The following is a 26,747-nucleotide window of genomic DNA, read 5'->3' on the forward strand; positions in this document are numbered from 1 at the left end:
AAGAATTGTCGGTGCCCCGTGGTTACCTGGGTCACAGGACCGAGGAGCCAGGGGGCACCGACATGGCGGAACCGAAGCTCGCCGACCGGGCGGGCGAGAAGATCGCGTGGCTGACCACGACCACCCCGAAGGGGCGGCCCGCACCACGACCGGTGTGGTTCGTGCTCGACGGCGACGACATCGTGCTGTTCAGCAAGCCGGACACCGCGAAGCTCCGGCACATCGAAGCGAATCCCCAGGTGAGCTTCCACCTCAACGGCGACGAGCACGGCGGCTCGATCCTCGTCGTCAACGGGAAAGCGACCGTCGACGAGGCGAAGGCTTCCGAGGCGCCGGGGTACCTCGACAAGTACGGCTCCGACTACGCGTCGATCGGCTTCGAGACGCAGGAGGCCTTCGACGCCGCGTACTCCGTCCGCATCCGCGTGGTGCCCGAGCGCACGTGGGGGTGGTGACTAGAAGTCCACGTCCAGGCAGGCGAGCCGGGCGCCCGCCGTGCCCGCGTGCCCAAGGTCGGTGTGCGTGTGCGTCTCGTGCACGACCACCGAACGGGGCCGCCGCGCGTCAAACGTCCAGTCCACAGTGGACCGGGCGAAGCCGGTGCCGAGCCGGTCGGTGGTGAAGTCGAGCCAGATCTCGTTGCGCGGGTTGGCGTACGCGGGGTCGGTCGACGGCTTCACCGGGTCCGGTACGTGCTGGAAGTGCGGCCCGGCGGCGTCACCCGTGGCGCCGCACGGCTGTGCGTGCGCGTGGGCGCCGTAAGCGCGCCCGGGCCGCAGGCCGGTGACGACCAGCGTGGTCGTCGTGCCCGCGTGCGCCGCCGAGAGGCTGAACACGTGCGCGCGGGCACCCGCGGGGACGAGGCCGGGGCGGTACGTCACCGCGTGTGCGCTGGGGGCATACGCGGTGAACGTGCCGTGCGCGGTCGCGACGTGCACGGGTGACGTCGACGCGGAAGCGGCGCCGGGGAGGAGGGCGGTGAGGGCCGCGGCGGCGGCGAAAGCCGGGAGGAGACGCATGGTCCTTCTTTAGCAGCGTGGCCGCCGGCCGCCATGATCTTCACGCGAACGAGTGGGCGGACGCGGTGGGAAATTCACGCTTTTCCCATCCGGTGGGAGATCGCGGTGGCGGTTAGAGTTTTCCGGTGCCCGAACACACCGGCGAGACACGCAACGAGCAGCTGACGCGCAACGTCGGCGAGCTGCTGCAGGAGCTGCGGGTCGCGCAGGCCGGCGTGCAGATCCTGTTCGGGTTCCTGCTGTCGGTGGTGTTCACCGACCGCTTCCACGACGCCAGCGGGTTCGAGAAGTCGCTGCACCTCTCCGCGGTCGCGCTCGCCGTGGCCGCGACGGCGCTGCTGACCGCGCCCGCGGCCTGGCACCGGCTGCTGTTCCGCACGGGGAGCCGGGAACGGATCCTGACCGCGGGCAACCGGCTCGTCCTGGTCGGGCTGGTCTGCCTGGCCCTGGCGATCACGTCGACGGTCGCGCTGATCGCCAAGGTCGTCTACGGCGGGATCGCGATGGTCGTCATGGCCGCGCTGTGCGTGCTGATCTTCGGGCTCCTCTGGTTCGTCATGCCGATCCGGATGCACCCGGACAACGGGGATCAGCCGACGGGCCCGCCCAAGTAGCGCGTGTCCTCCTGCACGAAGCACAGCGGGTTGCCGAACGGGTCGTCGGCGTAGAAGGAGCGTTCGCCCCAGAACTGCGTCTCGATGGCGTCGTCGATCCAGCGCGGCTGCGCGGTGCGGACGCGCTCGAACGTCTCGTCGACGTCGTCGACCGCGAGGTAGACGATCCGCGGGTCCTTCCGCGGGCGCGGCTCGCGGTGCTCGAGCGGCGCCTCGACGCAGGCGAGCACGACGTCGCCGCAGTGGAAGTAGTGCCGGTTGACGGCGATCCGCTCGCCGGGGTGGCCGAGGACGGCGGTGTAGAACGCGACGGCGACTTCGATGTCGTCGACGGGCTGGATCATCCGGAACACCCGCGGGCCGCTCATGCGCGAACAGTACCGCTGTTCATCCCGCGTTCGGCGGCAGTTGCCGGTGCGGTCGGCCGGCGCCCGTAGCTTCCGGCCCGTGACTGACACTTCTCGCCGGACCTTCCTCCTCGGCGCGCCGGCCGTCGCCGCCGCCGCGACCCTGCCGGGCGTCCTCGGCGCGCCGGCCGCCCACGCGCAGGGCCCGCACCGCCCCGACCGGGAAGACCCGCGCTTCACGCTCGTGGTCATGCCGGACACGCAGTACCTGTTCGACGAGGACCGCGGCGACGCGGCCCCGCTGGACGCGTCGCTGCGGTACGTCCTCGACGAGTCGGATGACAACGTTGTCTTCCTCGCTCACCTCGGAGATCTCACCCAGAACGGCCGGGCCGACGAGTTCGCCCGCATCAGCAAGTCGTTCCAGGCGCTCGACCGCCGCCGGTTCCCGTACAGCACCCTCGCGGGCAACCACGACATCGACGGCTCGAAGGACGACCAGCGCGGCCCGTCGCCGTACCTCGACGCGTTCGGCCCGCAGCGCCAGCGCAACTCCCCGACGTTCCGCGGTGCCTCGAAAGACGGCTACAACACGTTCCACATCTTCCGCGGCGGTGGCCGTGACTGGCTGCTGCTCGCCCTGGACTGGCGTCCGTCGGCGGGCGGCTTGAACTGGGCCAAGCAGGTCCTCGAGCAGCACCCGACGCTGCCCGCGATCCTCACCATCCACGAGCTGGTCTGGGCCGACGACGACGCACAGGCGCAGATCTCCACCTTCGGCGAAATGGTCTGGAAGGAGCTCGTCGACGGCAACGACCAGATCTTCCTGACGCTGAACGGCCACTACTGGCCGACCGGGCGCACGGTCCGCAAGAACGCCGCCGGGCACGACGTCCACGTCCACATCGCCAACTACCAGGACCGCTACTACGGCGGCAGCGCGATGGTCCGGCTCTACCAATTCGACCTCGCGCGCGGCGTGATCGACGTCCGGACGTTCTCGCCGTGGCTCGCCGCGCAGGACCACCTCAGCGAGATGCAGCAGGTCGAGGTCGAACGCAGCGGTACCGCCGACTACTTCAGCCTGGAGATCGACTTCGCCGAGCGCTTCAAGGGGTTCGCGCCGGTGCCGGTCCCGCCGGGACGTCCGGCGAAGCAGCTGCTGGTGCCCGGAACCGTCGCCTACTGGCGCTTCGAGGGCGGCCAGGACGGCAAGCCCGTGCCGGACAACGTCGTCGTGCGGGACCAGACCGGGCGCGGCAACGACCTCACCCGCGTCACCGCGCCCGGCAGCGGTCCGGACGCGCTGAAGTTCTCCAGCGAGTTCTCGCCGCGGCAGCCGTCGCGGGCGAGCCTGCGCTTCGACGGCGGCCGCGACCCTAGCCGGGGCGCGTACCTGCGCACCGTCGACGCGGCGCCGCTGAACAAGCTGAAGTTCGAGCGCGGCTACACCGTCGAGGCGTTCTTCCGGCTGCCGTCGAACTTCAAGGACGGCCACCACGGCTGGTGCGGCCTGTTCGCCCGGCAGGGCAGCGGCGCGGCGGCGGGCAAGACCGGCGACGACCCGAAGGAATCGGCCGCCACACTGTCCCTTTCGGACGGTGGGGAGCTGCAGTGGGCGGTGTTCCCGCTCAACCAGGACCGGATCTCGACGAACTGGGGGCACGAGCTGGCGGTCGAGAAGTGGTGGCACGTCGCCGTGGTCAACGACGGCCGGCGCACGATCGTCTACGTCGACGGCTGCCCGGTGGTGCGGAACCCCGCCACGCCGTCGGTCGGGCTCGCCGACCCGGGCGGCTCGTGGCTGGTCGGGGCCTCCTCCTACGACGGGAAGGTCGACCGGAGTTTCGCCGGGCTGCTGGGTGACGTGCGGGTGGTGGACCGGCCGCTGAACCCGCGCGAATTCATGCTGGGCTGAACCCCTTGACAGCGGGTGGACAATAAAAAATCGGCGTGCTCTCCTAAATACAAGAGAACTCGCCGAACCTGGTGCCAGTCTAACCGCTGTGAGGGGAAATTGTCAAATCAGGGGTACGACGAGGAATTGCGGGACGAGCGCGCGTACATCGCCGGGCTGTACGCGCGGCTCGACCGCGAACGCGAACAGGCGCGGGCCCGCTACCACGCGTCGCTGGGGGAAACCGGGATCGCGCTGGTGGAACGGGACGCCGACGTGCGCATCCGGGCCCGGGAGGCGGCGCGGCTGAACGTCGTCGACAACGGGCTTTGCTTCGGACGGCTGGACGCCCTTTCGGGCGAACGCGGCTACATCGGCCGGATCGGCCTCTTCGACGGCGAAAACGACTACGAGCCCCTTCTGCTGGATTGGCGGGCGCCGGCGGCGCGCCCGTTCTACGTCGCCACCGCGGCGTCGCCGGAAAACATGCGCCGCCGTCGCCAGTTCCATTCCCTCGGCCGCCGGGTCACCGGGTTCGCCGACGAGGTGTTCGGCCGTCCCGGCGCCGGCGAACGCGGGGACGCGGCGCTCCTGGCCGCGGTCACCGCACCCCGGGGCGAGGGCATGCGGGACATCGTCGCGACGATCCAGGCCGAGCAGGACGAGATCATCCGGCTCGGCCACGCGGGTGTCCTGGTGGTCGAGGGTGGCCCGGGCACCGGGAAGACCGCCGTCGCGCTGCACCGCGTCGCCTACCTGCTCTACACCCGGCGCGAGCGGATGTCCCGCACCGGCGTGCTGGTGGTCGGGCCGAGCCCGCTGTTCCTCGACCACATCGGCCGCGTGCTGCCTTCGCTCGGCGAATCGGACGTCGTCTTCCTGACCACCGGCGACCTCGTCCCCGGCCTGCGCGTCACCGCCGAAGACGCGCCGGAGGTGGCGCGGCTCAAGGGATCTTTGAAGATGGTCGGCGTCCTCGCCGCGGCCGTCGCCGACCGGCAGCGGGTGCCGGACGAACCGGTGCCGGTCGAGCTGGCGGACGTCACCGTCGACCTCGACCGGGACGTGGCGGCCGAAGCCCGGCTCGAAGCCCGCCGGTCGGGCTTGCCGCACAACGAAGCCCGCGCGGTGTTCGGCGAGCACGTGATCGCGATGCTCGCCGAGCGCGCCGTGGCGAAGATCGGCGAAGGCTGGCTGACCCGGGCGGACCGCGGGGCGTGGGCCGATCTCCGCGCCGACGTCCGCGAAGAGCTGGCGGAGCACGAACAGCTCGACGCCACGCTCAGCGGGCTGTGGCCGGAGCTGACGCCGGAGACGCTGCTGGCGCCGCTGTACATGTCGCCGCGCCGGCTGGCGGCCGCCGGCGCCGATCCCGCGTTGTTCCGCGCGGACGGCGGCGCCTGGACGGTGTCGGACGTGCCGCTGCTCGACGAGCTCGTCGACCTGCTCGGCCGCGACGAGGCCGCCGACCGGGCGGCCGCACGCCGTCAGGCAGCCGAAGAGGCCGAGTACTCCGCGGGCGTCCTGGACGTCCTCAAGCTGGACCGCGAGGAGCTGGACGAGGACGTCCTGCTGTCGGCGGAAAACCTGCTGTACGCCGAAGACCTGGCCGAGCGGTTCGTCGAGCGCGACCCGCGCGACCTCGCCGAACGCGCGGCCGCGGACCGCGACTGGACGTACGGGCACATCGTCGTCGACGAGGCGCAGGAACTGTCCGAAATGGACTGGCGGGTGCTGATGCGGAAGTGCCCGAGCCGGTCGTTCACGATCGTCGGCGACCTCGCCCAGCGCCGGTCCGCGGCCGGGGCGACGGCGTGGGGCCCGATGCTGGCGCCGTACGTCGGCGACCGGTGGCAGTACCGGGAACTGACCGTGAACTACCGGACACCCGCGGAGATCATGACCGTCGCCGGCGCCCTGCTGGCGCGGTTCGCGCCGGACGCGCGGCCGCCGGAATCGGTGCGCGCGTGCGGGGTCCGGCCCTGGTCCAGACAAGTTGCGGACGGCGAATTGCGTGACGCCATCGAAGATTTCGCCCGCGACGAGGACGGCCGTGCGGGCACGGCCGTCGTGATCGGCCCGCCGGGCGTGCCCGGCGCGGTACCGCCGTCGGCCACCAAGGGCCTGGAGTTCGACGCCGTGCTCGTCGTCGAACCCGAGCGGATCCTGGCCGAGGGCGCGCGTGGCGCGGCCGAGTTGTACGTCGCGCTCACCCGTGCCACGCAGCGCCTCGGGGTGCTGCACCGGGAACCGTTGCCGGCGGTGTTGTCGGGGCTCGCCCCGGCCGGAGTTCCGGCGCGGGCCGGGCACCGGCGGTTCGTGTAGCGGAACGGGGGTGGCGGGCGGGGTCCCGGCCCGTCATCCCCGGTCGCTACGCCGTGAGCCGGCCCCAGGAGTAGTTCTGCTTGGCCAGCTTGAGGTACACGAACAGCTCGGTCCCGGAGACGCCCGGGATCTGCCGGATCTCCTCGCCGAGCACTTCGAGCATGTGGTCGTCGTCCCGGCAGACCAGTTCGGCCAGCAGGTCGTACCGCCCGGCGCACAACACGACGTAGTGCACGTTCGGCAGTTCGGACAGCTTGTTCGCGACCTCGCGCGGATCGGCGCCGTCGACGCTGATCCCGACCATCGCCTGTCTGGTCAGGTCGACGTTGACCGGGTCGGTCACCGCCACGATCTGCATGAGGTCGTCGCGCAGCAGCCGCTGCACGCGCTGGCGGACGGCTCCCTCCGAAAGCCCCACCGCCTTCGCGAGCGCGGTGAACGACGCGCGGCCGTCCTGCTGAAGCAGGGCGATCAACGATCTGTCCGTGTTGTCCAGTCCGCGCGCACGTGAATCGTCACCCATGCCGTCCCTCCCTGTGTTTCGGCATGTGATTTGTCAAGTGCGCAGCGTATCGAGACCTGACCAGAAAGCGAGACCCCAGCGCCAGCTTCGCGTGATCCGGCGTACACATCGCCGTCAGCCGAGGAATCGGTGGCTCGGGAGGAAAATCACGAGGCTTTCCGAGGCGGTTTTGTGCGCCCGCGCACAGCCGCACGCGCTCGGCGGGCCCCGCCGGGTACCGTCTGGCGGCTCTGTCGTCTCCCGTTACCCCAGGAGGACCAACGCATGTCGGAGGCCGTGGCGCTCGGCGCCGCTCCCGCCGTCCCCGGGAAGGGACTGCGCGGCGGGACCCTGGGCATGGTGTCGTCGATGGTCATCGGGATGTCGTCGACCGCTCCGGCGTATTCGATCGCGGCCACGCTCGGGCTGATCGTCTTGGCGGGCACCGGCTTCAAGGCCGCCGCGTTCGTCCTGCTGTCGTTCGTTCCGGTGCTGTTCGTCGCGATCGCGTTCCGCGAACTGAACACCGCGGAACCCGACTGCGGGACGAACTTCACGTGGGCGGCGCGCGCGTTCGGCCCGCACGCCGGGTGGTTCACCGGCTGGGTCGTCACGGTCGCGCAGCTGCTGGTGATGAGCAGCCAGTCCGCGCTCACCGGCCGGTACACGCTGCTGCTGTTCGGCGCCTCCGATGCCGCGGACAACCGGTGGGTCACGACGGCGATCGGGGCCGCGTGGCTGCTCGCACTGTGCTGGCTCTGCTACCGCGGCATCGAGGTGTCCGCGCGGGCGCAGTGGATCCTGCTCGGCGTCGAACTCGTCGTCCTCGTGCTCTTCTCGGTCGTCGCGCTGGTCCGCGTCTTCGAGGGGACGGCCGGACCGCAGGCGTCGGTCCCGAGCCTGGATTGGCTGTGGCCGGGCGGGGTCGGCGCCGGCACCGCGGTCTCGGCGGTGCTGCTCGCCGTGTTCATCTACTGGGGCTGGGAAAGCTCGCTGTCGGTCAACGAAGAGTCCGCCGACCCGCGCCACGCGCCGGGCCGCGCGGCGGTGCTCTCGACCGTGCTGCTGGTGCTGAACTACCTGCTTGTCACGGTCGCCGCGCTGGCCTTCGCCGGCGTCGGAACCGAGGGCATCGGGCTGGGCAACGAGGCGAATTCCGACGACGTCCTCGCGGGTCTCGGTGGCGCGGTGTTCGGGGACGGCACCGCGGGCAAGGTGCTGGGCGTGCTGCTGATCGTCTCGGTGCTGACCAGCGGCGCGGCCACCAGCCAGGCGACGATCATGCCGGCGGCGCGCACGACGTTGTCGATGGCCAGCCACGGCGCGCTGCCCCGCGTCTTCGGGCGCGTGCACCCGAAGTTCCGGACGCCGTCGGTGGCCACCTGGACGTTCGGGCTCGTGTCGCTGGCGGTGTACGTGCTGCTCGCGCTGATCAGCGACAACGTGCTGGCGGACTCGGTCGACGCGGTCGGCCTGACCATCGCGATCGAGTACACGATGACGGCGCTCGCCTGCGTCTGGGTGTTCCGCCGGACGCTCTTCGCGAGCGCGCGCAACTTCCTGCTGCGCGGCCTGCTGCCGTTCCTCGGCGGGGTGTTCTTCCTGGCCGTGCTGGGGTTCGCGCTGATCGAGTACGCGCGGCCGGACGCGGGCGAGACGACGGTGTTCGGCATCGGCGGCGTCGCGGTGATCGGGGTGGTGTCGATCGTGCTGGGGATACCGCTGATGTTCGCGGTGCACCGCGCCTGCCGCGACTTCTTCGCCGGGCGCCGCCTGCCGCGTGGCGTGGTGCGCCGTGGCGGCGACGTCATCGAACCGGGCTAGAACCAGGTGTCGAGGGCGACGTCGAGGGGGCCTTCGCCGGCCCAGGCGATCACGCCGTCCGGCCGGAGCAGCAGCGGTCCGGTGTTGGTCGCCGGGACGACGTCGACGCGCGGGTCGGCGGGGTGCTCGGTCGTCAGCAGGAGGCCGCGGCCGGTGCGCGTGTGCTCGTGCAGCCGGGACTTCCGGCCGCTGTCATCGACGATTTCGACGTCCGGGCAGTGTTCGCCGGCCGGTCGCCCGGCGGGGTACGGGAAGTCGTAGCGGATCTCGGTCCCGGCCAGGAGCTGGGCGAAGTACCGGTTCGCCTCGGGCAGGTCCATGACCTCCGCGACGATCTCCCGCAGCGCGTCGACGTGCGGGCCGGGCGCGAGCAACGCCGACTGCGCCCTCGTGTTGCGCAGCACCGCTTCGCCGGCCGGGTGCCGTTCGCGGGTGTAGGTGTCGAGGAAGGCTTCGGGCTTGTCGCCGCGGAGGACGGCGCCGAGCTTCCAGCCGAGGTTGGCCGCGTCGGGAACGCCGAGGTTGAGGCCCTGGCCGCCGCTGGGCGAGTGGACGTGCGCGGCGTCGCCGGCGAGCAGGACGCGGCCACGGCGGTAGGTATCGGCCTGGCGGGCCTGGTCGGTGAACCGCCGTTCTTCCCGGAACTCCTCGACGACGACGTCCGCGCCGGTGACGCGCCGGACGCTCGCGGCGAACCCGGCCGCGGTGACCGGCTCCGGGGCTGACGCGGGTTCGGTGACCCCGACCATGCTGCCGCCGCGCAGGAACGTGCCGCCGGGGTAGCGCCCGGCCGGCGGGACGTCGCCGGCGAACCGCGCTTGGCCGGCGATCGTGCGCAGCAGCGCGGGTGTCCCCGGGAAGCCGAACCCGGCGAGCTTGCGGATCGTGCTGCGGCCGCCGTCGCACCCGACGACGTAGCGGGCGCGCCAGGTCTTCCCCGCGGTGACCGTGACGCCGTCCACATCGGACTCGAGCGCGGTGACCTCGTGGCCGCGCAGGACCCGGACGCCCTCGGCGTGCTTCGCGAGGACGCGCTCCAGTTCCGGCTGCCAGATGTTGGTCCGCGGCCGGTCGTCGTCGGGCACGATCTTGAAGATGTTCGCGAAGTGGCCGCGGGTGCTGCCGTGATCGCGGGCGAGGTCCTTCGTGCCGTCGACGTGGGCGGCGGCGAGCTGCTCGCCGAGACCGCGGCGCCACAGCGCTTCGGTCGCCAGCGCGCCCAGGCCGCGTGCTCTGGGTTCTTCGGAAGGGGTTTCCCGCCGTTCGAGGACCAGCGGTTCGGCGCCCGCGAGCTTGAGCTCCGCGGCGAGGAACAGGCCCACCGGACCGGCGCCCACGACGATCACGTCGGCATCCATGCTGTCTCCTTAACTTGTTAAGGGCTAGGATGTCCTTAACAAGTTAAGGCGTCAAGGAGCAGCATGCCGCTGGAAGTCGCCGACGCGGTGCGCGTCGCGCTGAAACTGCTGGAAGACGAGGGTCTCGACAAGCTGACCGTACGGCGGCTCGCCACGGAGCTCGGCGTCAAAGCGCCCGCGTTGTACTGGCACTTCCGCAACAAGCGCGCGCTGCTCGACCACTTGACGGACGCGATCGTCGCGCCCGTCGTCGCCGGGCTGCCCGCTTCCGGTCCGTGGCTGGCGTGGCTCGAGGAGGCGGGTTTCGCGCTGCACACGGCGTTGCTCGCGCACCGCGACGGCGCCCGCGTCGCCCTCGGCGCGGACCTCCGGGTGGCCCGCGCGCTCGGCGAACTCGCCGAGCGCGCGACCGGCGTCCTGCACGACGCCGGCTTCCCGCTCGGCGAGGCGACCCGCGCGGCCGGGCTGCTGGTGCACTTCGTGCTCGGCCGGGCCGTCGAGGACCAGACGCGGCTGCCGCCCGCCGAGGAGGCCGCGGCGATCGCGTCGGCGTCGTTCCCGTTCCCGCTGATGGCCCGTGGCCTGCGCGAACGCGCCGGGTCGACGGTCGAGGCCGACTTCCGGTACGCCCTCGGTGTGCTGCTCGCCGGGCTGGACGCGACTAGCCGAGGTCGCGGCGGCTGAGGTCCTCCTCGGTTTCGCGGCGCACCAGCAGCGTCGCGACGCCGTTCCGCACGCCGACCAGCGGCGGGCGGCCGACCTGGTTGTAGTTCGACGCCAGCGAGTGGTGGTACGCGCCGGTGCACGGCACGGCCAGCAGGTCGCCCGCGCGCAGGTCGGCGGGCAGCGCGATGCCGTCGGCCAGGATGTCGCCGGCCTCGCAGTGCCGGCCGACGACGGTCATCGTGACGCGCTTCGCGGTGGAGCGCCGGCCCACCATGCGCGTCGTGTACCGGGCGCCGTAGAGCGACGGCCGCGCGTTGTCGCTCATGCCGCCGTCGACCGCGACGAACGTGCGGCTGCCGCGCTTGACCGCGCACACGCGGTACACCGTGATCCCGGCCGGCCCGACGATCGCCCGGCCCGGCTCGATCGTCAAGCGGGGCAACGGGAAGTCGTGCGCCGCGCACTCGTAGGCGAGCGCCACGCGCAGCCGTCGCGAATACCCGCCGAGGTCGAACGCGGGCTCACCGCACCCGTACGGCACGGCGTGCCCGCCGCCGAGGTCGAGCTCCCGCAACGTGACGCCGTGGGTGTCCCGCAGCCGGACGAGCACCTCGGCCATCCGCCGCGCGGCGGCTTCGTACCGGTCGACCCGCGAGACCTGCGAACCGATGTGGCAGTGCAGGCCGGCCAGCCGCAACCCGGGTTGCGCCAGGACGGCCCGGGCCGCGGCGTCGACGTTGTCGGGCACGCCGTCGAGCAGTGAAAACCCGAACTTCTGCCCCTCGGCACCGGTGCTGATGGCGGCGTGCGCCCCGGCCGCGACGCCCGGCGTCACCCGGATCATCACCTGCTGCCCGCCGTGGGCGAGCGCGCCGAGCTGCTCGATCTCGTCGAGCGAGTCGACCACGATCCGCCGCACGCCGTAGCCGAGCGCGGCCTTCAGGTCTTCGGGCGTCTTCGCGTTGCCGTGCAGCAGCATGCGCTCGGCGGGAAAGCCGATCGAGCGGGCAACGGCGATCTCCCCGGCCGAGCAGGTGTCGAGCGACAACCCCTCCTCGGCGACCCAGCGCAGCACGGAGCGGGTGCAGAGAGCCTTGCTCGCGTAGGCGACCTCGACGTCAGGGAGCGTCTCGCGGTACTCGCGGGCGGTGTCGCGGACCTGCTGCTCGTCGATGAGGTAGGACGGCGTCCCGAAGCGGGCGGCGAGGTGACTGACTCGCGCGCCGGCGAAGAGGAGCTCGCCGTCTTCGCCGAGTCGGGTGCTTCGCGGCCAGACTCCTGGCTCGAGGTGATCGGCGGCTTCGCAGCCGAGGCTGGGAAGAAGCTCGCTGAGCGTCACGGGTGCCTCCGGGCATCGCGGCGGATCGGACCCCGTCAGGACACCGCCGTCCGCGTCACCGGGCCTCCCCCGTGAATGCGGTCCTGACGGTGTCCCGGCGCCCGCTTACTCGTCCTTGACGCGCGGGTAACTCAGGCCACAGCGGGGGTGACCTGCGAAGAGTTGATTTCCGGTGCCGGCCGTCGTCACACCGGGCATGGTTACCGACACGATGGACGAGACCGAGTTCGCCGAACTGACCGAGCGGCACCGGCGGGAGCTGCGGGTGCACTGCTACCGGCTCCTGGGGTCGCTCGACGAGGCCGAGGACCGCGCGTGGTCCCGGCGCTGGACCTGGCCGTGGCTTCCGATTCGCACTTGGCGCCCCGGCCGGCCGCGGCGGTCCCGTGGCTGCAGCCGGCGCCGGACGACCTGCTGGACGTGGCGATCGCCCGGGAGACGGTCGAGCTGGCGTTCCTCGCCGCCGTCCAGTACCTCCCGCCCCGGCAACGTGCGGTGCTGATCCTCCGCGACGTCGTCGGCTGGTCGGCGAAGGAGACGGCGATCGCGTTGGAGACAACCCCCGCTTCGGTGAGCAGCTCGCTTCAGCGTGCACGAGCCGAGCTGAAGGAGCAGCTGCCCGCGCGGCGCACGGAGTGGCGAGCCGAGTCGAGCGGTGCCGAGCGGGCGGTCGTCTCCCGCTACATCGCGGCGATCACGGCCGCGGACGACACGGCCATCGCGGCCGTGCTGAGCGACGACGTCCGCTGCAGCCACCAGCCGGGCGCCGGTGGTCATCGCGGCCCCGAACCGACTTGGTACCGCGGGCTGGCGACGGTTCTCGAAGGCTGGGCCCCGGTGCTGCACGGGGCGGTGCCGATGGAGCTGCGGATGGTCCCGGTCCGCGCGAACGGTGGCCCGGCCGTGGCGACGTACCTGCGCCACGACGGCCGGTTCCACGCGTTCGGCTTGAACGTGTTGTCGATCGGCGGCGGCCGGGTGACCGAGGTGACGACGTTCGCCGCGGGCGTCTTCGGGAAGTTCGGGCAGCCGCTCGTGCTCGAGCCTTAGCGGATCCGCTCCGGGACGGTGTCGAGCTCATGCACCATGAGCACGGCCAGCTCGAGTGCCTTGGCGTCGCTGAGCTCGGTGTGCTCGACGACGATGTCCTTCACGCGGTCGACGCGCAGCTGGTAGCGGGTGACGGGTGCGGTGGTACTGGTCATTGGTCTGCCCTCGGCTTCTCTGGTGCTTTGACGTGGTCTTTCGGGGTGCCGCAGACGCAGCCGCGGTCGACGGCCGCGCCGGCCGTGGTGGCGGCGCAGTAGCGGCGGGCGATCGCGTCGTGCGTGCCGAGCGGGTGCGGGCAGCTCGGGCAGCGGGTGCCGGAACGGGTCTCTTCGGACGTGTCCGGTGCCGGGGTCGTCATGCCGCCACCTCCGCCGGCCGCCGCCGCAAGGGCTCGCCCGCTTCGTGCAGGTGCTGCAGCACGTACCCGTAGGAGCGGGCCCAGCCGCACTCGGCGTAGGAAATCCCGTGCCGGGCGCAGAAGTCCCGGACGATCACCTGCGCGTGCTTGAGGGAGGGCCGGGCCATGCTCGGGAACAGGTGGTGCTCGATCTGGTAGTTCAGCCCGCCCAGCACGAAGTCCGCCACCGGGCCGCCGCGGACGTTGCGCGAGGTCAGGACCTGCTTGCGCAGGAAGTCGAGCTTGTGCCCGCTCGACAGCATCGCCATGCCCTTGTGGTTGGGCGCGAACGAGCAGCCCATGTACAGCCCCCACAGGAACTGGTGCACGAGGATGAAGATGATGCCGGTGAGCGGTGAGAGCACGACGAACACCGCGGTGAGGTAGGCCGCCAGGTGCGCGATCAGCAGGGCGGACTCGAGCTTGCGCCGGCGGATGTCCTTGCGCAACACGGCTTTCACGCTCGAAACGTGCAGGTTGAGGCCTTCGAGCAGGAGCAGCGGGAAGAACAGGAACGCCTGGTACTTCGCGATCCAGCGCAGGAAGCCGCGCTTGCGGGCGCTTTGCGCCTTGCTGAACGCGAGCGCCGCGATGTCGACGTCCGGGTCCTCGTCCTCGTTGTTCGGGTTGGCGTGGTGGCGCGTGTGCGTGCTCATCCACCAGCCGTAGCTCAGCCCGGTCAGTCCACCGTGGACCATGCCGGTGACGTCGTTCGCCCGGCGGCCGCGGAAGATCTGCTTGTGCCCGGCGTCGTGTCCGATGAACGACAGCTGCGCGAACATCATCGCGAAGAACGCGGCGAGGAAGAGCTGCCACCACGAGTCGCCGAGGAAGGCGAAGGCGACCCAGCCGCCGCCGAACGCGAGGAGGTTGAGCCCGATGCGCACGGCGTAGTGCCGCCGCCGCCGCCGGAGGAGCCCGGCGGCTTTGATCAGGCGCGACAGCTCGGCGAAATCACTGCCCGCCGTGGCCGCGGCATCCGGAAGTTGGGTAGAGGTCATCGGCGTCACCGCTCTGGTTAGGACATGAAAGCTTGTCCAGCAACGGTTTCCGCCCCGACGGGGTCCGGGTCCGGTCCGGGAAAAGGGCACTGGGGCCTGGCCGCGGTGGTACCGCGTCCTACGTCAACACTCTCACCCCGGTGCCGGATTGGCAATTCCCCGCAGGCCGCCGAAAAGGTGTACAGTCAGCCACATCGGGATGAAGGTGACCCACCACACACCCGAGACCTTCCCGCCGGAGCGATCCGGCCGGGGACAGGAGTCGAGCCCGGGCCGGAAACCCGCTCGTACGCAGCCGTGCCGGCTGATCAGCCGGCGAGCAGCCGCCCGTAGCCGCCGAAAGCGACACTCGAGGCGCCCAGTTGGGTTGCTGCAGCGTGTTCCGTTCCGCCCCGGTTTCCTGTCATCAGGTGGCTCGTCGGCGAGCCGAGTTCCGGGTGTTCACTGCGCGCCGATGAGCCGCCACCTTCACGAAAGTCCCCACGACGACAACATGCTGAAGAGCTGATCGCGTTCGACCGCGGTCAGCAAGCGGCTCGGCGGCCGGACGTCGGCGCGGCACAGGCCCAGCTGGGCGAGCGCGTCCTTGACCACGCTGACGTTGTTGGCGTTCCCGTTCGCGGCGCGGAGCTCTTCGAAGGGCCGGATCCGCTCCCAGACCGCCATCGCCGCCGGGTAGTCCCCTGTGGACAGTGCGCGGAACATCGCCAGCGACGTCGCCGGGTCGACGTTGACCAGCCCCGAGGTGAAGCCGGTGGCGCCGACGGCGAAGTAGCCGGGTGCCGACAGCTCCGCCAGCCCGGCGATCCAGACGAACCGTTCGAAGCCGGCGTCGCGCGCCACCGAGCCGAACCGGACCGGGTCCGGCACCGCGTACTTCACGCCGATGACGTTCGGCGCCGCCTCGCCCAGCGCGCGCAGCTGCTCGCCGGCGATCGCGGGGTTGCGGACGTAGAGCACGACGCCGAGTTCCGGCACCGCGCCGGCGATCGCCGCGTGGTAGTCGACCCAGCCGTCGCCGGAGACGTACGGGTGCACCGGCTGGTGGATCATGATCATGTCGGCCCCGGCGTCCCGCGCGTGGGTCGCGGCCCGCGTCGCCGAAGCGACGTCGTGCCCGATGCCGGCGAGCACACTGGCCCGGCCCGCGGTGGCCTCGACGGTGATTTCCAGGCACTGCCGCGCTTCGGCGGCGTCGAGCGCGTAGAACTCGCCGGTGTTCCCGTTCGGCGTCACGACCTCGATGCCGCTGGTGATCAGCCGGTCCACCAGCTTCGCGTACGTCCCGGCGTCGACGGCGCCCTCGGCGTCGAAGGGCGTGACCGGGATGGCCACCACGCCCGAGAGTCGGCGCTTCTGCTCCTCGAACGTGCTCGCCACTGACATGTCCTATCTGATATACGATGCGGCGTACAACATTATCACGGACCCAGGAGCAGCCATGCACCGTCGCACCGGCTTCCGATTCCGACGAATGTTGCTGGCGGCGAGCCTCGCCGCCGGTCTGGCCGCCTGTGGCGCACCCGGCGGTGACGGCGGCGGCCAGGCCGCGGATCCGAAGGCTGTGCCGGACAAGCCGAGCAAGCCGGTCGAGCTGAACATCCTCGACGTCGCGGGCAACCTGCAGCTCACCAAGCAGATGATCGAGAACTTCAAGGCCGCCCACCCCGAAGTGCTCGCGAAGGTGACGTACTCGACCGCGCCCGCGCCGAGCATGGCGGGCAAGCTCAAGGCCGAGCAGGACGGCGGGGTCGCCCAGACGCACCTGGTCCTCAGCGGCACCGACGGCCTCTCCGCCGGCATCGCCAACGGCACCCTCGCCAAGGTCCTCCCGGACTTCTCCGGCCGGTTCCCGAACCTCATGCAGAACTACCTCGAGCCGGCCGCCAAGATGCAGGAACTCGCCAACGGCTACGGCGTCGAGGTCGTCTACTACCCCTCCGGCCCGCTCCTGGAGTTCAACCCCGGCGCGGTGCCGGCCGCGCCCGCGTCCCCGCAGCAGCTGCTCGACTGGGCCAAGGCGCACCCCGAGAAGTTCCAGTACGCGCAGCCGGCCAACTCCGGCCCGGGCCGGACGTTCCTGATGGGACTGCCGTACCTGCTCGGCGACCAGGATCCCAAGGACCCGGACAAGGGCTGGGACAAGACCTGGGCGTTCCTGCAGGAGCTCGGCAAGTACGTGAAGTACTACCCGTCGGGCACCACCGAGACGATGAAGAACCTGGCGTCGGGCTCGGTGGACATGATCATGTCCACCACCGGCTGGGACATCAACCCGCGGAAGCTCGGCACCGTGCCGAACACGGTCAAGACCGCGATCATGCAGCCGATGCACTGGGTCACCGACGCCCAGTACGCCCTGATGCCGAAGGGCCTCTCGCCCGACCAGGAGTCGGCGATCCTGCAGCTGATCGCGTGGATGCTCAAGCCGGACCAGCAGGCGATCGCCTACGACGACGGCTACTTCTACCCCGGCCCGGCCGTCAAGGACGTCACCCTCCAGATGGCGCCGCAGAAGAGCCAGGACACGATCAAGCAGTTCGGGCGCCCGGAGTACGAGCAGTGGATCGCGCAGTACCCCAAGGAGACGTCACTGCCCGCCGAACAGCAGGTCAAGGCGTTCGACAAGTGGAACCAGCTGGTCGGCGGCTCGAAGGTCGGCAAGAAGTGACGTTCGAGCGGCTGCGCCTCGACGGGGTCTCCCGCAGCTTCGGCACCGCGAACGCCCTGCGCGACCTCGACCTCGCCATCACACGCGGCGAGTTCGTGGCCCTGCTCGGCCCGTCGGGCTGCGGCAAGTCGACCGCGCTCAACTGCCTGGCCGGCCTGCTCCCGCTGACCGGCGGCAGCATCTGGCTCGACGACACCCGCATCGACGGCCGCCCGCCGGAGCAGCGCGGGTTCGGGATGGTGTTCCAGAACTACGCGCTGTTCCCGCACCTGTCCGTCCGCGCCAACGTCGGCTTCGGCCTCAAGATGCGCAAGGTCGCCCGCGCCGAAGCCCGCCGCCGGGTCGACGACGCCCTCCGCCTCGTCCAGCTCACCGAGCACGCGGCGAAGTTCCCGGCGCAGCTCTCCGGCGGCCAGCAACAGCGCGTCGCCATCGCCCGCGCCGTCGTGCTGGAGCCACCGGTGGTCCTGATGGACGAACCGCTGTCCAACCTGGACGCCAAGCTCCGCCTCGAGATGCGGATGGAGATCCGCCGCCTCCACCAGACGCTCGGGCTGACCACCGTCTACGTCACCCACGACCAGGAGGAGGCCCTGTCGCTGGCCGACCGCCTGGTGGTGCTCCGCGAGGGCGCGGTCCAGCAGGTCGGCACCCCGGAGGAGGTCTACGCGCAGCCGGTGAACAGCTACGTCGCCTCCTTCATGGGCTACCGCAACCTCCTGGACGTGACGGTCACCGGCACCGCCGGCTCCTCGGTCACCGTCGAAGGCGACGGTGTCCGCCTGACCGGCGCGAACCGCGGCTCGCTCGCGGAAGGCCCCGCGAAGGTGGCGATCCGCCCCGAGGACTTCGTCGTCGGTGACGGCGCGGAGAACGCCCTCGACGTCACGATCGAGATCGTCGAGTACCACGGCCGCGAGCTGTCCGTCTCCTCCCGGCTGCCGACCGGGGTGCCGGTCTACTTCCGGACGGACAAGCGCCTGGCCCCCGGCGACACCGCGAAGATCGGCGTCCCGGCCGAGCGGGTTCTGGTGTTCGCGCCGTGACCGCCGCGACGACGGCCCGCCCGGCCCTCCGCCACCGCCTGGCCGAACGCGGTATCGACCGCACCCTGCTCCTGCTGGTTCCCGGCCTGCTGGTGATCGCCTGCCTGTTCCTGTACCCCTTCCTCTACGGCCTGCAGTTGTCCTTCGCCCCACGCCGGGGCGGCGTCTTCGCGAACTACGCCCGGTTCTTCGGCGACCCCTACCTGCGCGACACCATCTGGACGACGCTGGGCATCGCGCTGCCCGCGACGTTCATCAACGTCCTGGCCAGCATCCCCATCGCGTACGTGCTGCGCGGCCGCGTCCGCGGCAAGCGCCTCCTGACCGCGATCCTGGTCGTCCCGATCACGCTCGGCACGGTGCTCACCGCGCAGGGCCTGATCATGTACGGCGGCCCGGCGGGCTGGCTGAACAAGGTGCTCACGGTCCTGGGCATCACCGACCAGCCGCTGCCGCTGATCCACAACTACACCGGCGTGCTGCTGTCGCTGGTGATCACCGGCTTCCCGTTCTCCTTCCTGCTGACGTTGTCCTACCTGTCGGGCATCGACCCCTCCCTGGAGAAGGCGGCCGCGACGCTGGGCGCGAACGGCGTCCAGCGCTTCCGGCGGATCACGCTGCCCCTGCTGGCCCCCGGTCTGGCGATCACCTTCTGCTTGTCGTTCGTCATGGCGTTCTCGGTGTTCCCCTCGGCGCAGCTGGTCGGCGACCCGGCGAACGAGACCCGCGTCATCTCGATCGCCGCCTACCACGCCGCGTTCGAGGAGTACGACTACTCGATGGGCTCGGCCGTCGCGATGCTCATGGCGGTGGTCATGCTGATCGTGATCGGCCTGGTCATGGCGTGGCGCGCCACGCTCTACCGCGGAGCGACCGGAGGCAAGGGATGACCGGTTGGGTCGCGCGTCCTGGACGTTGGGTCGTCTGGGCCGTCGTCGCGTTCTTCTTCGTCAACCTCGCCGGCGTGGTGCTCTCGGTGGTCGTCGACTCGTTCGGCAAGCAGTGGTTCGGCACCTGGCTCCCGGACGGCTTCACCACCCATTGGTACGCCGACGCGTGGCGCGAGTTCGGCCTCTCGGACGTCCTCCTGACGACGGCGGTCGTCGCTCTCGTGGTGATCGCCGTGTCGGTGGCGGTCGGCGTTCCGGCCGCCTACGCGCTGGCCCGCCGGTCCTTCCCCGGCAAGCGCCTGGTGATGCTGCTGTTCGTGCTGCCGATCCTCATCCCGCCGATCACCTACGGCATCCCGCTGGCCACCGTGCTGTACAAGGTCCACCTCGCCGGCACGACCACCGGTGTCATCCTGGCGAACCTGGTGCCGTCGGTGCCGTTCGTCGTGCTGACCATGACGCCGTTCATCGAACAGATCGACCCGAAGATCGAAGCCGCGGCGCGCATGTCCGGCGCGCGGACGGCGTCGGTGTTCACCCGCATCCTGGCCCCGCTGCTGCTGCCGGGCATCCTGGCCGCGTCGATCCTCGTGCTGGTGCGCACGGTCGGGATGTTCGAGCTGACGTTCCTCACCGCCGGCCCGGATTCGACGACCCTCGTGGTGGCGCTGTACAACTCCGTGTTCGCCGCGGGCATCCGCGCGAACCAGTCGGTGGACGCGATGGCGACCATCTACACCGCTTCCATGCTCCTGCTCCTCCTCGTCGCGTTGCGGTTCGTGAACCCGACCCAGCTGGTCACCCGGATCCGGGAAGAGACCTGAGGGCCGGTGGTGCTCGTTCGGTCATGTGATCCACGTTACCGCGAATCGTCGAACACGTGATCGACACGATGGGGTGAAACAAGGCTTGCGGCTCCCCCGAGGGGAGCTGCCAGGCTGAGGGCATGCGGTATTCGATCGGCGAGCTGGCGAGGCGGACGGGCCTGACGATCAAGGCCGTCCGGTTCTACTCGGATCGCGGTCTCGTGCCGCCGTCCGGACGCAACACCGCAGGTCAGCGCTGGTACGACGACGCCGCCCTCGCCCGGCTCGGCCTCGTCCGCACGCTGCGCGAGCTGGGCCTCGACCTCGCCACGATCCGCCGGATCGCCGACGGCGAAGTCGAGGTCGCCGACATCGCGGCCCGGCACGCGGCGGCCCTGGAAGCGGAAATCCGCCTGCTGCGCCTGCGCCAAGCGGTGCTGACGGCGATCGCCGGCCGCGGCTCGACGACGGAGGAGACGAAACTCGTGCACGAACTGGCCCGGCTGTCCGAAGTGGAACGCCGCCACCTGATCGGCGAGTTCCTGGCCGAAGCGCTGGGCGACCGTCCCGAACTGGCCGGGATCGCCCGGACGCTGACCCCGGAACTGCCGGACGACCCGAGCCCCGAGCAGCTCGACGCCTGGATCGCGCTCGCCGAGCTGACGCAGGACGCGGAGTTCCGCGCCGTCCTGCGCCGGCTCGTCGACCGGCACGAAGGTGGCCTGCGCCGAGACCTGGCCGCCGAGGTCCGCGCCGCCGTCACGCCGGCGCTCGACGCGGGGATCGCCCCGGACACCCCGGAAGCGGCGTCGATCGTCGACGGCCTCGGCCGCGACCCCCGCGAGCTGCGGGACTGGCTCGAGGCCGTCAACGACCCGCGCCGTGAGCGCTACGTTGAGCTGCTCGCGGTGATCAACGGCTGGGCGCGACCGGAAAGCCTGACCCCGGCCCTCGACTGGCTGACGGCGGCGAGCTCTCGGCGTTGAGCCACGCGAGCGCGTCCTCGACTGGTTGCGCCTCGAGCCGGCTGCCGTCACGCAGCCGCAGGGAAAGCCGTCCCGCGGCGGCCTCCTCCGGTCCGAGCACGGCCTGGAACGGCACCAGCCGCCCGTCCCGGATCCGGGCGCCGAGGCTGCCCTCGGCCGCGATCTCGGCGCGCAGGTCGCCGCAGCGATCGAGGACTTCGCGCGCGTACGGCACTTCGGCGTCGGAAAGCGGGAGCAGCCGCAGCTGCACCGGCGCGAGCCAGGCCGGGAACGCGCCGCCGTGCACCTCGATCAACTGCGCCACCGCGCGTTCGACGCTGCCGATGATGCTCCGGTGCACCATGACCGGCCGGTGTTTCGCCGCGTCCGCGCCGACGTACTCGAGGCCGAACCGCGCGGGCTGGTGGAAGTCGACCTGGACGGTGGACAGGGTCGATTCGCGGCCCGCGCCGTCGGCGATCTGAACGTCGATCTTGGGCCCGTAGAAAGCAGCTTCGTCCTCGACGGCGTCGTAGGCGAGCCCGCACTGGTCGAGCACGGAACGCAGGATTTCGGAGGCACGGTCCCAATCTCCGGCCGCGTACTTTTCGCCGTCGCCGGGCAGCGAAAGGCGGTAGCGCGCCGGGCTGATGCCGAGCGCGTCGTAGGCCTCGCGGATCAGTTCCAGCGCCGCGACCGCCTCGGCTTCGACCTGGTCGAGCGCGCAGAAGATGTGCGCGTCGTTGAGCTGGATCGCACGCACCCGGCCCAGTCCGCCGAGGACGCCGGACAGTTCACTGCGGTACATCCCGCCGAGTTCGGCGATCCGCAGCGGCAGTTCGCGGTAGCTGCGGCCGCGTGACCGGTAGATCAGCGCGTGATGCGGGCACAGGCTCGGCCGCAGCACGAACTGCTCGCCGCCGACGTCCATGGGCGGGTACATGTCGTCGCGGTAGTGCGCCCAATGCCCGGAAATCTCGTACAGCTCGCGTTTGCCGAGAACGGGTGAATGGACGTGCTGGTAGCCCGCGCGCCGTTCGAGGTCGCGGACGTATTCCTCCAGGCTGTGCCGGACGACGGCGCCGTCGGGCAGCCAATAGGGCAGGCCCGCGCCGATCAGCGGGTCGGAACCGAACAGGCCGAGTTCCCGGCCGAGCTTGCGGTGGTCGTGCATGGTGGACTCCTCGGAAAGGCGAGGCGGCGCACCACAAGACGAAGCCCGGGGCGACCGCCCCGGGTTGGAATGCGTGGTTCAGCGCGCCGGGACACTCTCCGGCGTCGTCGTCAATGCGCGCTTCATGGGATCGACGGTAGCAGCGCGCGCCACCCCTTATTCCGCGATCGACACTCAGGCCAGAAACAGCTCCAGCTGCTCGACGACGAACGCGTGGTCCTCGGCCTGCGGCAGCCCCGAAACGCCCACCGTCCCGACCGGGCCGACGCCGCGCACCAGCACCGGGAACACCCCACCGTGGGCGGCGTACTCGTCCGGGTCCAAATGGCTGTCCGCCTCGAACGAGCCGCCCTTGGCGCGGAACTGGGTGCCGACCAGGAAGGAGCTGTGGCCGTAGCGGTCCACCACCCGGCTCTTGCGGTCGATCCAGGCGTCGTTGTCGGCCGACGTGCCGGGCAGCGCCGCGTGGAAGAGGCGCTGGCCGTTGCGGCGGACGGAGATCGTCACCGGCAGTCCGCGCTCGCGTGCGGCCGCGAGCAGCTGCTGGCCGAGCGCGAGCGCGGTCTCGTTGTCGAACTTCGTGAACTGGAGGCGTTCCTCCTGCTCGGCGAGCTGGGCGAGGGCGTCGGCGTCGGTCATGCCGCCATTAAATCAACACTGTTGTTTAATTGCCAGTGAACTCCGTCAGCGACAGCACATTGCCGTCCGGATCGCGGAACCACGCGATCCGGCCGCCGGGCGTGGTCCAGATTTTGTCGGTGTCCTGTGGCAGCGTGTCGAACGTGAGGAACTCGACGCCGCGGCCGCGCAGCTCGGTAACGGCCGCCCGGATGTCGGCGACCGCCCAGCCGAGCACGGTGAACGGCTGCGGCGTGAACTCGGCCACGGCGGTGACGCGCACCATCGTCCGGCCACTCCGGAACACGACCGCGAAGGGGGTTTGCTCGATGAACTCGAGCCCGGCGACATCCGTGTAGAAGGCGCGCGAGCGTTCGAGGTCGCTCGACGGTGCGAAGGCGACCAATTCCGCTGAGTTGAGCATGGGCTTCACCTCTCTCGGCGGGAAAGGTACCCCGGTCAGGCCGCTGACCTGGGCACGAGGAGGTGGGCATGAGCCGGATCCGGCGGCGCACGGTGCTCGGCGGCGCGGCCGCGGTCACCGTGGCCGGCGCGCTGTCCGCCGCGTGCGCCCCGGCGTCGCGGAAGGGCACGATCGACGACGTCCGCCACGTCGTGGTGCTGATGCAGGAGAACCGCTCGTTCGACCACTACTACGGCACCATGGCGGGCGTGCGCGGCTTCGGCGACCGCGCGGCGCTTCGCGACGTCTTCCGCCAGCGCGGTGCCGGCGACCCGGTGCTGCCGTTCCGGATCGACACGTCCGTTGTGGACGGTCAGGACCTCGGCGAGCTGCCGCACGACTGGAACAGCACGCACCGCGCGTGGAACGGCGGCGCGTACGACGGCTGGATCGCGGCGAAGAGCCCCATGACGATGGGGTACTTCACGCGCGACGACATACCGTTCCAGCACGCCCTGGCGAGCGCGTTCACGTTGTGCGACAACTACTTCTGCTCGCTCCAGGGTCCGACGCACCCGAACCGGCTGTTCCACTGGACCGGCACGATCGACCCGGAGGGCGTCGCCGGCGGCCCCGCGACGCGCAACGCGCCGGACTACGAGCCGTCGTTCCGCTGGACGACCTACCCGGAACGGCTCGAGTCGGCGGGTGTCTCGTGGCGGATCTACGCGAACGACGAAGAGCGCGGCGTCCCCGAGCACTTCGTCGGCGACTACGGCGACAATCCGTTGTGGCTGTTCCGGAACTACCACGACGCGCTGTACTCGATGGATCCCGTGAAGCGGCGGCTGGCCGAGCGCGCGAACCTGCGCAAGAAGCTCAAGCCCGACTCGGGCCGGGGGAAGGACGTCGACCACGTGCTGGCCGAATTCCTCGCCGACTGCGCGGCGGGCACGTTGCCCGCGGTGTCCTGGGTGGTGGCGCCGTACGGGTACTGCGAGCACCCCGCCGCCCGGCCGGTCGACGGCGCCGCCTACGTCCAGCGGATGCTGAAAGCGTTGTGGGACAAGCCGGAGCTCTGGGAATCCACGGTCGTCTTCATCAACTACGACGAAAACGACGGCTTCTTCGATCACGTCGTCCCGCCGGTGCCACCGCCGGGCACCTCCGGCGAGTACCTGCCGGGAAACCGGCCGGAGAAGGGCGAGCCGTCCGGGGCGCCCGCGCCGATCGGGCTGGGGCCGCGCGTGCCGATGACCGTCGTTTCGCCGTGGAGCCGCGGTGGCTGGGTGAACTCGCAGGTCTTCGACCACACGTCGGTGCTGCGCTTCCTCGAGACGTGGACCGGGGTGCGCGAGCCGAACATCTCGGCGTGGCGCCGGGCCATCTGCGGCGACCTGACCAGCTGCTTCGACTTCCGCACGCACGACACGACGATCCCGCTGCTGCCGGACGCCGACGCGTTGCGCGCCGAAGCCGACCGGACACAGGCGAAGCTGCCGAAGCCGCGGGTCCGGCCGGGCGCGCTCGTGCAGGAGCCCGGCACGGCCAAGGCGCGCCCGCTGCCGTACCAGCCGGTCGCGTGGGCCGAGGTCGAGCCGAGCGCGCTGACGCTGCACCTGGCCAACCACGGGACTCAGGCGCTGCAGCTGGCCGCGTACGCCTACCACGTCGGCGGGCCGCCGCAGCGCTACGACGTCCCGCCGAACGGGGAGGTCACCGGCCGGATCCCGCACGGCGGGTCGTACGACGTCGCGATCCACGGCCCGAACGGCTTCGTCGTCGAAGCCTCGGGCGGTTCCGGTCTCGACGCCGCCGTCACCTTCGTGAGCACGCCCGCGCTGCGGGTGACGGTGACCAACAGCGGGCCGTCGCCGGTCACGCTGAACGACGTCGTGGTCCCGCCGGGCGCCTCGCGCGACTTCCCGGTGCCGGCGCGGAACGGCTGGTACGACGTCGCGTTCGAGGTCCCGGGGTGGCGCCGCCGCTTCGCGGGCCACCTGGAAGACGGCCGCCCGTCGCGCACCGGGCCTTAACGAAGGGAGTCGAGCGCGAAAGCAGCCAGCATCGCGACGCCACTCGGCATGGCGTCCTCGTCGAAGACGACGCGGTTGGAGTGGTTCGCCGCCGCTTCGGCCGGGTCGACGCCGGGCGGGCAGGCGCCGAGGAACGCGTACGCGCCCGGAACGCGTTGCAGGACGTAGGAAAAGTCCTCGGCGCCCATCAGCGGGTCGGCGAGCAGCTCGACGTTCTCCGGTCCCAGCACGCTCGCGCCGAGGCGCAGCACCTCGGCGGCGATCCGGTCGTCGTTGACGGTGACCGGGTAGCCCGGCTCGACGTCGGCGACCACGCGGCAGCCGTACGCGGCGCCGACCTGCTCGCACACCTTGGGCAGCTCGGCGCGGACCAGCGCGCGCGTCTGCTCGGACAGCGTGCGGATGGTGCCTTCGAGCTCGGCGGTCTCCGGGATGATGTTGGACGTCGTGCCGGCCTGGATCCGGGTCACCGAGAGCACCGCGGGGTCGAACACGCTGACCCGGCGCGTGATCATCGTGTGCAGCGCGCCGACCATCGCCGCGGCCGCCGGCACCGGGTCGATCGTGTGCTGCGGCGCCGAGCCGTGGCCGCCCTTGCCGGTGACGCGCACGGTGAACGAGTCCGCCGACGCCATCAGCGGGCCGGGCCGCAGCTGCAGCAGCCCGCTGGGCGCGTTGGCGAGGATGTGCACGCCGAACGCGCGCTCGACCCGCGTCCCGGCGGCGTCCAGCACGCCTTCGTGGATCATGAACCGGGCGCCGTGGTGCCCCTCTTCGCCCGGCTGGAACATGAACACGACCGAGCCGGCCAGCTGGTCCGCCCGCCCGGCGAGCAGTCGCGCCGCGGACGCGAGCATCGCGACGTGCGTGTCGTGCCCGCACGCGTGCATCGACTCCTCGTCCTCCGACGCGAAGTCGAGCCCGGTCTCTTCGGTCAGCGGCAGCGCGTCCATGTCGCCGCGCAGCAGCACGGCCGGACCGGGCCGGGCGCCGCGCAGGACCGCCGTCAGCGACGTCGTGGCCTTGCCCTCGGTGATCTCCAGCGGCAGGTCGGCGAGCGCGTCCCGGATCGCCGCTTGGGTGTGCGGCAGGTGGAGGCCCTGCTCCGGACGGCGGTGGACGGCGCGGCGGAGCGCGACCGTGCGGTCTTGCAGCGCCCGCGCGTCGTCGAGGAGGCCGGCGAACGGCGTGCCGGGCAGGGTGGGCAGGTCAGTGGGGCCGGTCATGGTCCCGATAGTGCCCCATGCGGCGCTTCGGGCGCACCGTGCGTGCGTTCGGTCGGGCGGCGGAATACGGTGTGCGCATGGCGGTGGATGAGCCGGTCACGGGCTTCGCGGTGGCTGTGGTCCGGGAAGACGGTCGGTGGCGGTGCAGTGCGCTCGACCCGGGAGCGTTGACCGAGCTGGACGCGGCGATCACGGAGCTGGGCAAACTACGTTCCACCGGTGCGGCCTTCGGGCTACTGGCGGTCGATGACGAGTTCTTCGTGATCGTCCGGCCGAGCCCGCGTGGGCCGTCGTTGCTGCTTTCGGACGCGGCGGCGGCATTGGACTACGACATCGCGGCGGACGTCCTCGACGTCCTGCGCGTCGACCCGCCGGACGAGGAAGACGACTCCGTCTGGCCCGAGGGCGACCTGGGGCTACTGGCGGACCTCGGCCTGCCGGCGCCGGAGCTGGAGGTCATCGTCGGCGAGGTCGACCTGTACCCGGACGAGCAGCTGCAGATGGTCGCGCAGCGCTGCGGGTTCGGCAGTGAGTTCGCCAAGCTCCTGGACGAGCTCTGAGACGCCCGTCCGA

Annotated in this window: 26 protein-coding genes and 1 pseudogene; 14 read left to right on the forward strand and 13 right to left on the reverse strand. The window is 71.1% G+C overall.

What is annotated here, in order from left to right; all coding sequences use genetic code 11:
* Nucleotides 1–62 precede the first annotated feature (62 nt).
* On the forward strand, nt 63–455 hold the full coding sequence (locus H4696_RS35835; RefSeq protein ID WP_086859090.1) for a TIGR03667 family PPOX class F420-dependent oxidoreductase: 393 nt from the start codon (nt 63–65) through the stop codon (nt 453–455).
* On the opposite strand, the gene H4696_RS35840 is transcribed toward H4696_RS35835, so the two are convergent.
* A complete protein-coding gene (locus tag H4696_RS35840) occupies nt 456–1,019 on the reverse strand; it encodes a superoxide dismutase family protein (protein ID WP_086859091.1) in 564 nt (187 codons plus the stop codon).
* Between the two features lie 125 nt (nt 1,020–1,144).
* Between H4696_RS35840 and H4696_RS35845 the strand changes: the two genes are divergently transcribed.
* Nucleotides 1,145–1,633 (forward strand): DUF6328 family protein, encoded by a 489-nt coding sequence (locus H4696_RS35845; protein ID WP_086859092.1) that lies wholly within the window; start codon nt 1,145–1,147, stop codon nt 1,631–1,633.
* Here H4696_RS35845 and H4696_RS35850 read toward each other — a convergent pair.
* A complete protein-coding gene (locus H4696_RS35850) occupies nt 1,609–2,001 on the reverse strand; it encodes a VOC family protein (protein WP_086859093.1) in 393 nt (130 codons plus the stop codon). The genes H4696_RS35845 and H4696_RS35850 overlap by 25 nt on opposite strands.
* Before the next feature lie 79 nt (nt 2,002–2,080).
* Between H4696_RS35850 and H4696_RS35855 the strand changes: the two genes are divergently transcribed.
* Complete coding sequence (locus tag H4696_RS35855; RefSeq protein ID WP_086859094.1) at nt 2,081–3,898, forward strand: LamG-like jellyroll fold domain-containing protein; 1,818 nt, start codon at nt 2,081–2,083, stop codon at nt 3,896–3,898.
* A gap of 99 nt (nt 3,899–3,997) precedes the next feature.
* Nucleotides 3,998–6,202, forward strand: a complete 2,205-nt coding sequence (gene helR / locus H4696_RS35860) for an RNA polymerase recycling motor ATPase HelR (protein WP_086859095.1) — start codon at nt 3,998–4,000, stop codon at nt 6,200–6,202.
* Nucleotides 6,203–6,248: 46 nt separating this feature from the next.
* Here helR and H4696_RS35865 read toward each other — a convergent pair whose 3' ends face one another.
* Nucleotides 6,249–6,725 carry an Lrp/AsnC family transcriptional regulator gene (locus H4696_RS35865; protein ID WP_086859096.1) on the reverse strand — a complete coding sequence of 159 codons (477 nt, stop codon included), beginning with the start codon at nt 6,723–6,725 and terminating at the stop codon, nt 6,249–6,251.
* Nucleotides 6,726–6,989: 264 nt separating this feature from the next.
* On the opposite strand from H4696_RS35865, the gene H4696_RS35870 reads away from it, so the two are divergent.
* Nucleotides 6,990–8,528: an APC family permease gene (locus H4696_RS35870; RefSeq protein WP_086859097.1), complete on the forward strand. Its 1,539-nt coding sequence runs from the start codon at nt 6,990–6,992 to the stop codon at nt 8,526–8,528.
* On the opposite strand, the gene H4696_RS35875 is transcribed toward H4696_RS35870, so the two are convergent.
* Complete coding sequence (locus H4696_RS35875) at nt 8,525–9,886, reverse strand: FAD-dependent monooxygenase (protein ID WP_086859098.1); 1,362 nt, start codon at nt 9,884–9,886, stop codon at nt 8,525–8,527. The two genes, H4696_RS35870 and H4696_RS35875, sit on opposite strands and share 4 nt — an antisense overlap.
* Nucleotides 9,887–9,949: 63 nt before the next feature.
* Between H4696_RS35875 and H4696_RS35880 the strand changes: the two genes are divergently transcribed.
* Nucleotides 9,950–10,570 (forward strand): TetR/AcrR family transcriptional regulator C-terminal domain-containing protein, encoded by a 621-nt coding sequence (locus tag H4696_RS35880; protein ID WP_086859099.1) that lies wholly within the window; start codon nt 9,950–9,952, stop codon nt 10,568–10,570.
* Here the strand turns inward: H4696_RS35880 and lysA are convergent.
* On the reverse strand, nt 10,548–11,891 hold the full coding sequence (lysA, locus tag H4696_RS35885) for a diaminopimelate decarboxylase (protein WP_086859100.1): 1,344 nt from the start codon (nt 11,889–11,891) through the stop codon (nt 10,548–10,550). The genes H4696_RS35880 and lysA overlap by 23 nt on opposite strands.
* 315 nt (nt 11,892–12,206) lie before the next feature.
* Between lysA and H4696_RS35890 the strand changes: the two genes are divergently transcribed.
* Nucleotides 12,207–12,941: a sigma factor-like helix-turn-helix DNA-binding protein gene (locus tag H4696_RS35890; protein WP_338064907.1), complete on the forward strand. Its 735-nt coding sequence runs from the start codon at nt 12,207–12,209 to the stop codon at nt 12,939–12,941.
* Here H4696_RS35890 and H4696_RS35895 read toward each other — a convergent pair.
* The 4 genes from H4696_RS35895 to H4696_RS35910 form a co-directional block, all read right to left on the reverse strand.
* On the reverse strand, nt 12,938–13,096 hold the full coding sequence (locus H4696_RS35895; protein ID WP_169734956.1) for a DUF6307 family protein: 159 nt from the start codon (nt 13,094–13,096) through the stop codon (nt 12,938–12,940). The two genes, H4696_RS35890 and H4696_RS35895, sit on opposite strands and share 4 nt — an antisense overlap.
* Nucleotides 13,093–13,299 (reverse strand): RGCVC family protein, encoded by a 207-nt coding sequence (locus tag H4696_RS35900; protein ID WP_086859101.1) that lies wholly within the window; start codon nt 13,297–13,299, stop codon nt 13,093–13,095. Before H4696_RS35900 ends, H4696_RS35895 begins: the two co-directional genes overlap by 4 nt.
* Nucleotides 13,296–14,339 (reverse strand): fatty acid desaturase family protein, encoded by a 1,044-nt coding sequence (locus tag H4696_RS35905; protein ID WP_086859102.1) that lies wholly within the window; start codon nt 14,337–14,339, stop codon nt 13,296–13,298. The genes H4696_RS35900 and H4696_RS35905 overlap by 4 nt, the downstream gene beginning before the upstream one ends.
* 468 nt (nt 14,340–14,807) lie before the next feature.
* Complete coding sequence (locus H4696_RS35910) at nt 14,808–15,725, reverse strand: dihydrodipicolinate synthase family protein (protein WP_086859103.1); 918 nt, start codon at nt 15,723–15,725, stop codon at nt 14,808–14,810.
* Between the two features lie 88 nt (nt 15,726–15,813).
* Between H4696_RS35910 and H4696_RS35915 the strand changes: the two genes are divergently transcribed.
* From H4696_RS35915 to H4696_RS35935, 5 genes are all read left to right on the forward strand, one after another.
* Complete coding sequence (locus tag H4696_RS35915) at nt 15,814–17,010, forward strand: extracellular solute-binding protein (protein ID WP_086859104.1); 1,197 nt, start codon at nt 15,814–15,816, stop codon at nt 17,008–17,010.
* Complete coding sequence (locus H4696_RS35920) at nt 17,007–18,056, forward strand: ABC transporter ATP-binding protein (RefSeq protein WP_086859105.1); 1,050 nt, start codon at nt 17,007–17,009, stop codon at nt 18,054–18,056. The genes H4696_RS35915 and H4696_RS35920 overlap by 4 nt, the downstream gene beginning before the upstream one ends.
* Nucleotides 18,053–18,946: an ABC transporter permease gene (locus tag H4696_RS35925; protein ID WP_086859106.1), complete on the forward strand. Its 894-nt coding sequence runs from the start codon at nt 18,053–18,055 to the stop codon at nt 18,944–18,946. Before H4696_RS35920 ends, H4696_RS35925 begins: the two co-directional genes overlap by 4 nt.
* A complete protein-coding gene (locus H4696_RS35930) occupies nt 18,943–19,770 on the forward strand; it encodes an ABC transporter permease (RefSeq protein ID WP_086859107.1) in 828 nt (275 codons plus the stop codon). The genes H4696_RS35925 and H4696_RS35930 overlap by 4 nt, the downstream gene beginning before the upstream one ends.
* Nucleotides 19,771–19,892: 122 nt before the next feature.
* Nucleotides 19,893–20,738, forward strand: coding sequence for a MerR family transcriptional regulator (locus H4696_RS35935; protein WP_086859108.1), 846 nt, complete (start codon nt 19,893–19,895; stop codon nt 20,736–20,738).
* On the opposite strand, the pseudogene thrS reads toward H4696_RS35935, so the two are convergent.
* The 3 genes and pseudogenes from thrS to H4696_RS35950 form a co-directional block, all read right to left on the reverse strand.
* Nucleotides 20,665–21,894 (reverse strand): annotated as a pseudogene (gene thrS / locus H4696_RS35940) (threonine--tRNA ligase); the annotation flags it as partial. The gene H4696_RS35935 and the pseudogene thrS overlap by 74 nt on opposite strands.
* 171 nt (nt 21,895–22,065) lie before the next feature.
* Nucleotides 22,066–22,530 carry a heme-degrading domain-containing protein gene (locus H4696_RS35945; RefSeq protein WP_086859110.1) on the reverse strand — a complete coding sequence of 155 codons (465 nt, stop codon included), beginning with the start codon at nt 22,528–22,530 and terminating at the stop codon, nt 22,066–22,068.
* Between the two features lie 25 nt (nt 22,531–22,555).
* Nucleotides 22,556–22,933: a VOC family protein gene (locus H4696_RS35950; RefSeq protein WP_086859111.1), complete on the reverse strand. Its 378-nt coding sequence runs from the start codon at nt 22,931–22,933 to the stop codon at nt 22,556–22,558.
* Between the two features lie 68 nt (nt 22,934–23,001).
* Between H4696_RS35950 and H4696_RS35955 the strand changes: the two genes are divergently transcribed.
* Nucleotides 23,002–24,948 (forward strand): phosphocholine-specific phospholipase C, encoded by a 1,947-nt coding sequence (locus H4696_RS35955; protein ID WP_086859112.1) that lies wholly within the window; start codon nt 23,002–23,004, stop codon nt 24,946–24,948.
* On the opposite strand, the gene H4696_RS35960 is transcribed toward H4696_RS35955, so the two are convergent.
* Entirely contained in the window at nt 24,945–26,174 is a 1,230-nt protein-coding gene (locus tag H4696_RS35960; RefSeq protein ID WP_086859113.1) for a M20 metallopeptidase family protein, read from the reverse strand. The genes H4696_RS35955 and H4696_RS35960 overlap by 4 nt on opposite strands.
* 77 nt (nt 26,175–26,251) lie before the next feature.
* On the opposite strand from H4696_RS35960, the gene H4696_RS35965 reads away from it, so the two are divergent.
* Complete coding sequence (locus H4696_RS35965) at nt 26,252–26,734, forward strand: tRNA adenosine deaminase-associated protein (protein ID WP_203612659.1); 483 nt, start codon at nt 26,252–26,254, stop codon at nt 26,732–26,734.
* Nucleotides 26,735–26,747: the final 13 nt, after the last annotated feature.

Origin of the sequence: Amycolatopsis lexingtonensis, from assembly GCF_014873755.1 — a bacterium.
In the GTDB taxonomy this organism is placed as follows: Bacteria; Actinomycetota; Actinomycetes; order Mycobacteriales; family Pseudonocardiaceae; genus Amycolatopsis; species Amycolatopsis lexingtonensis.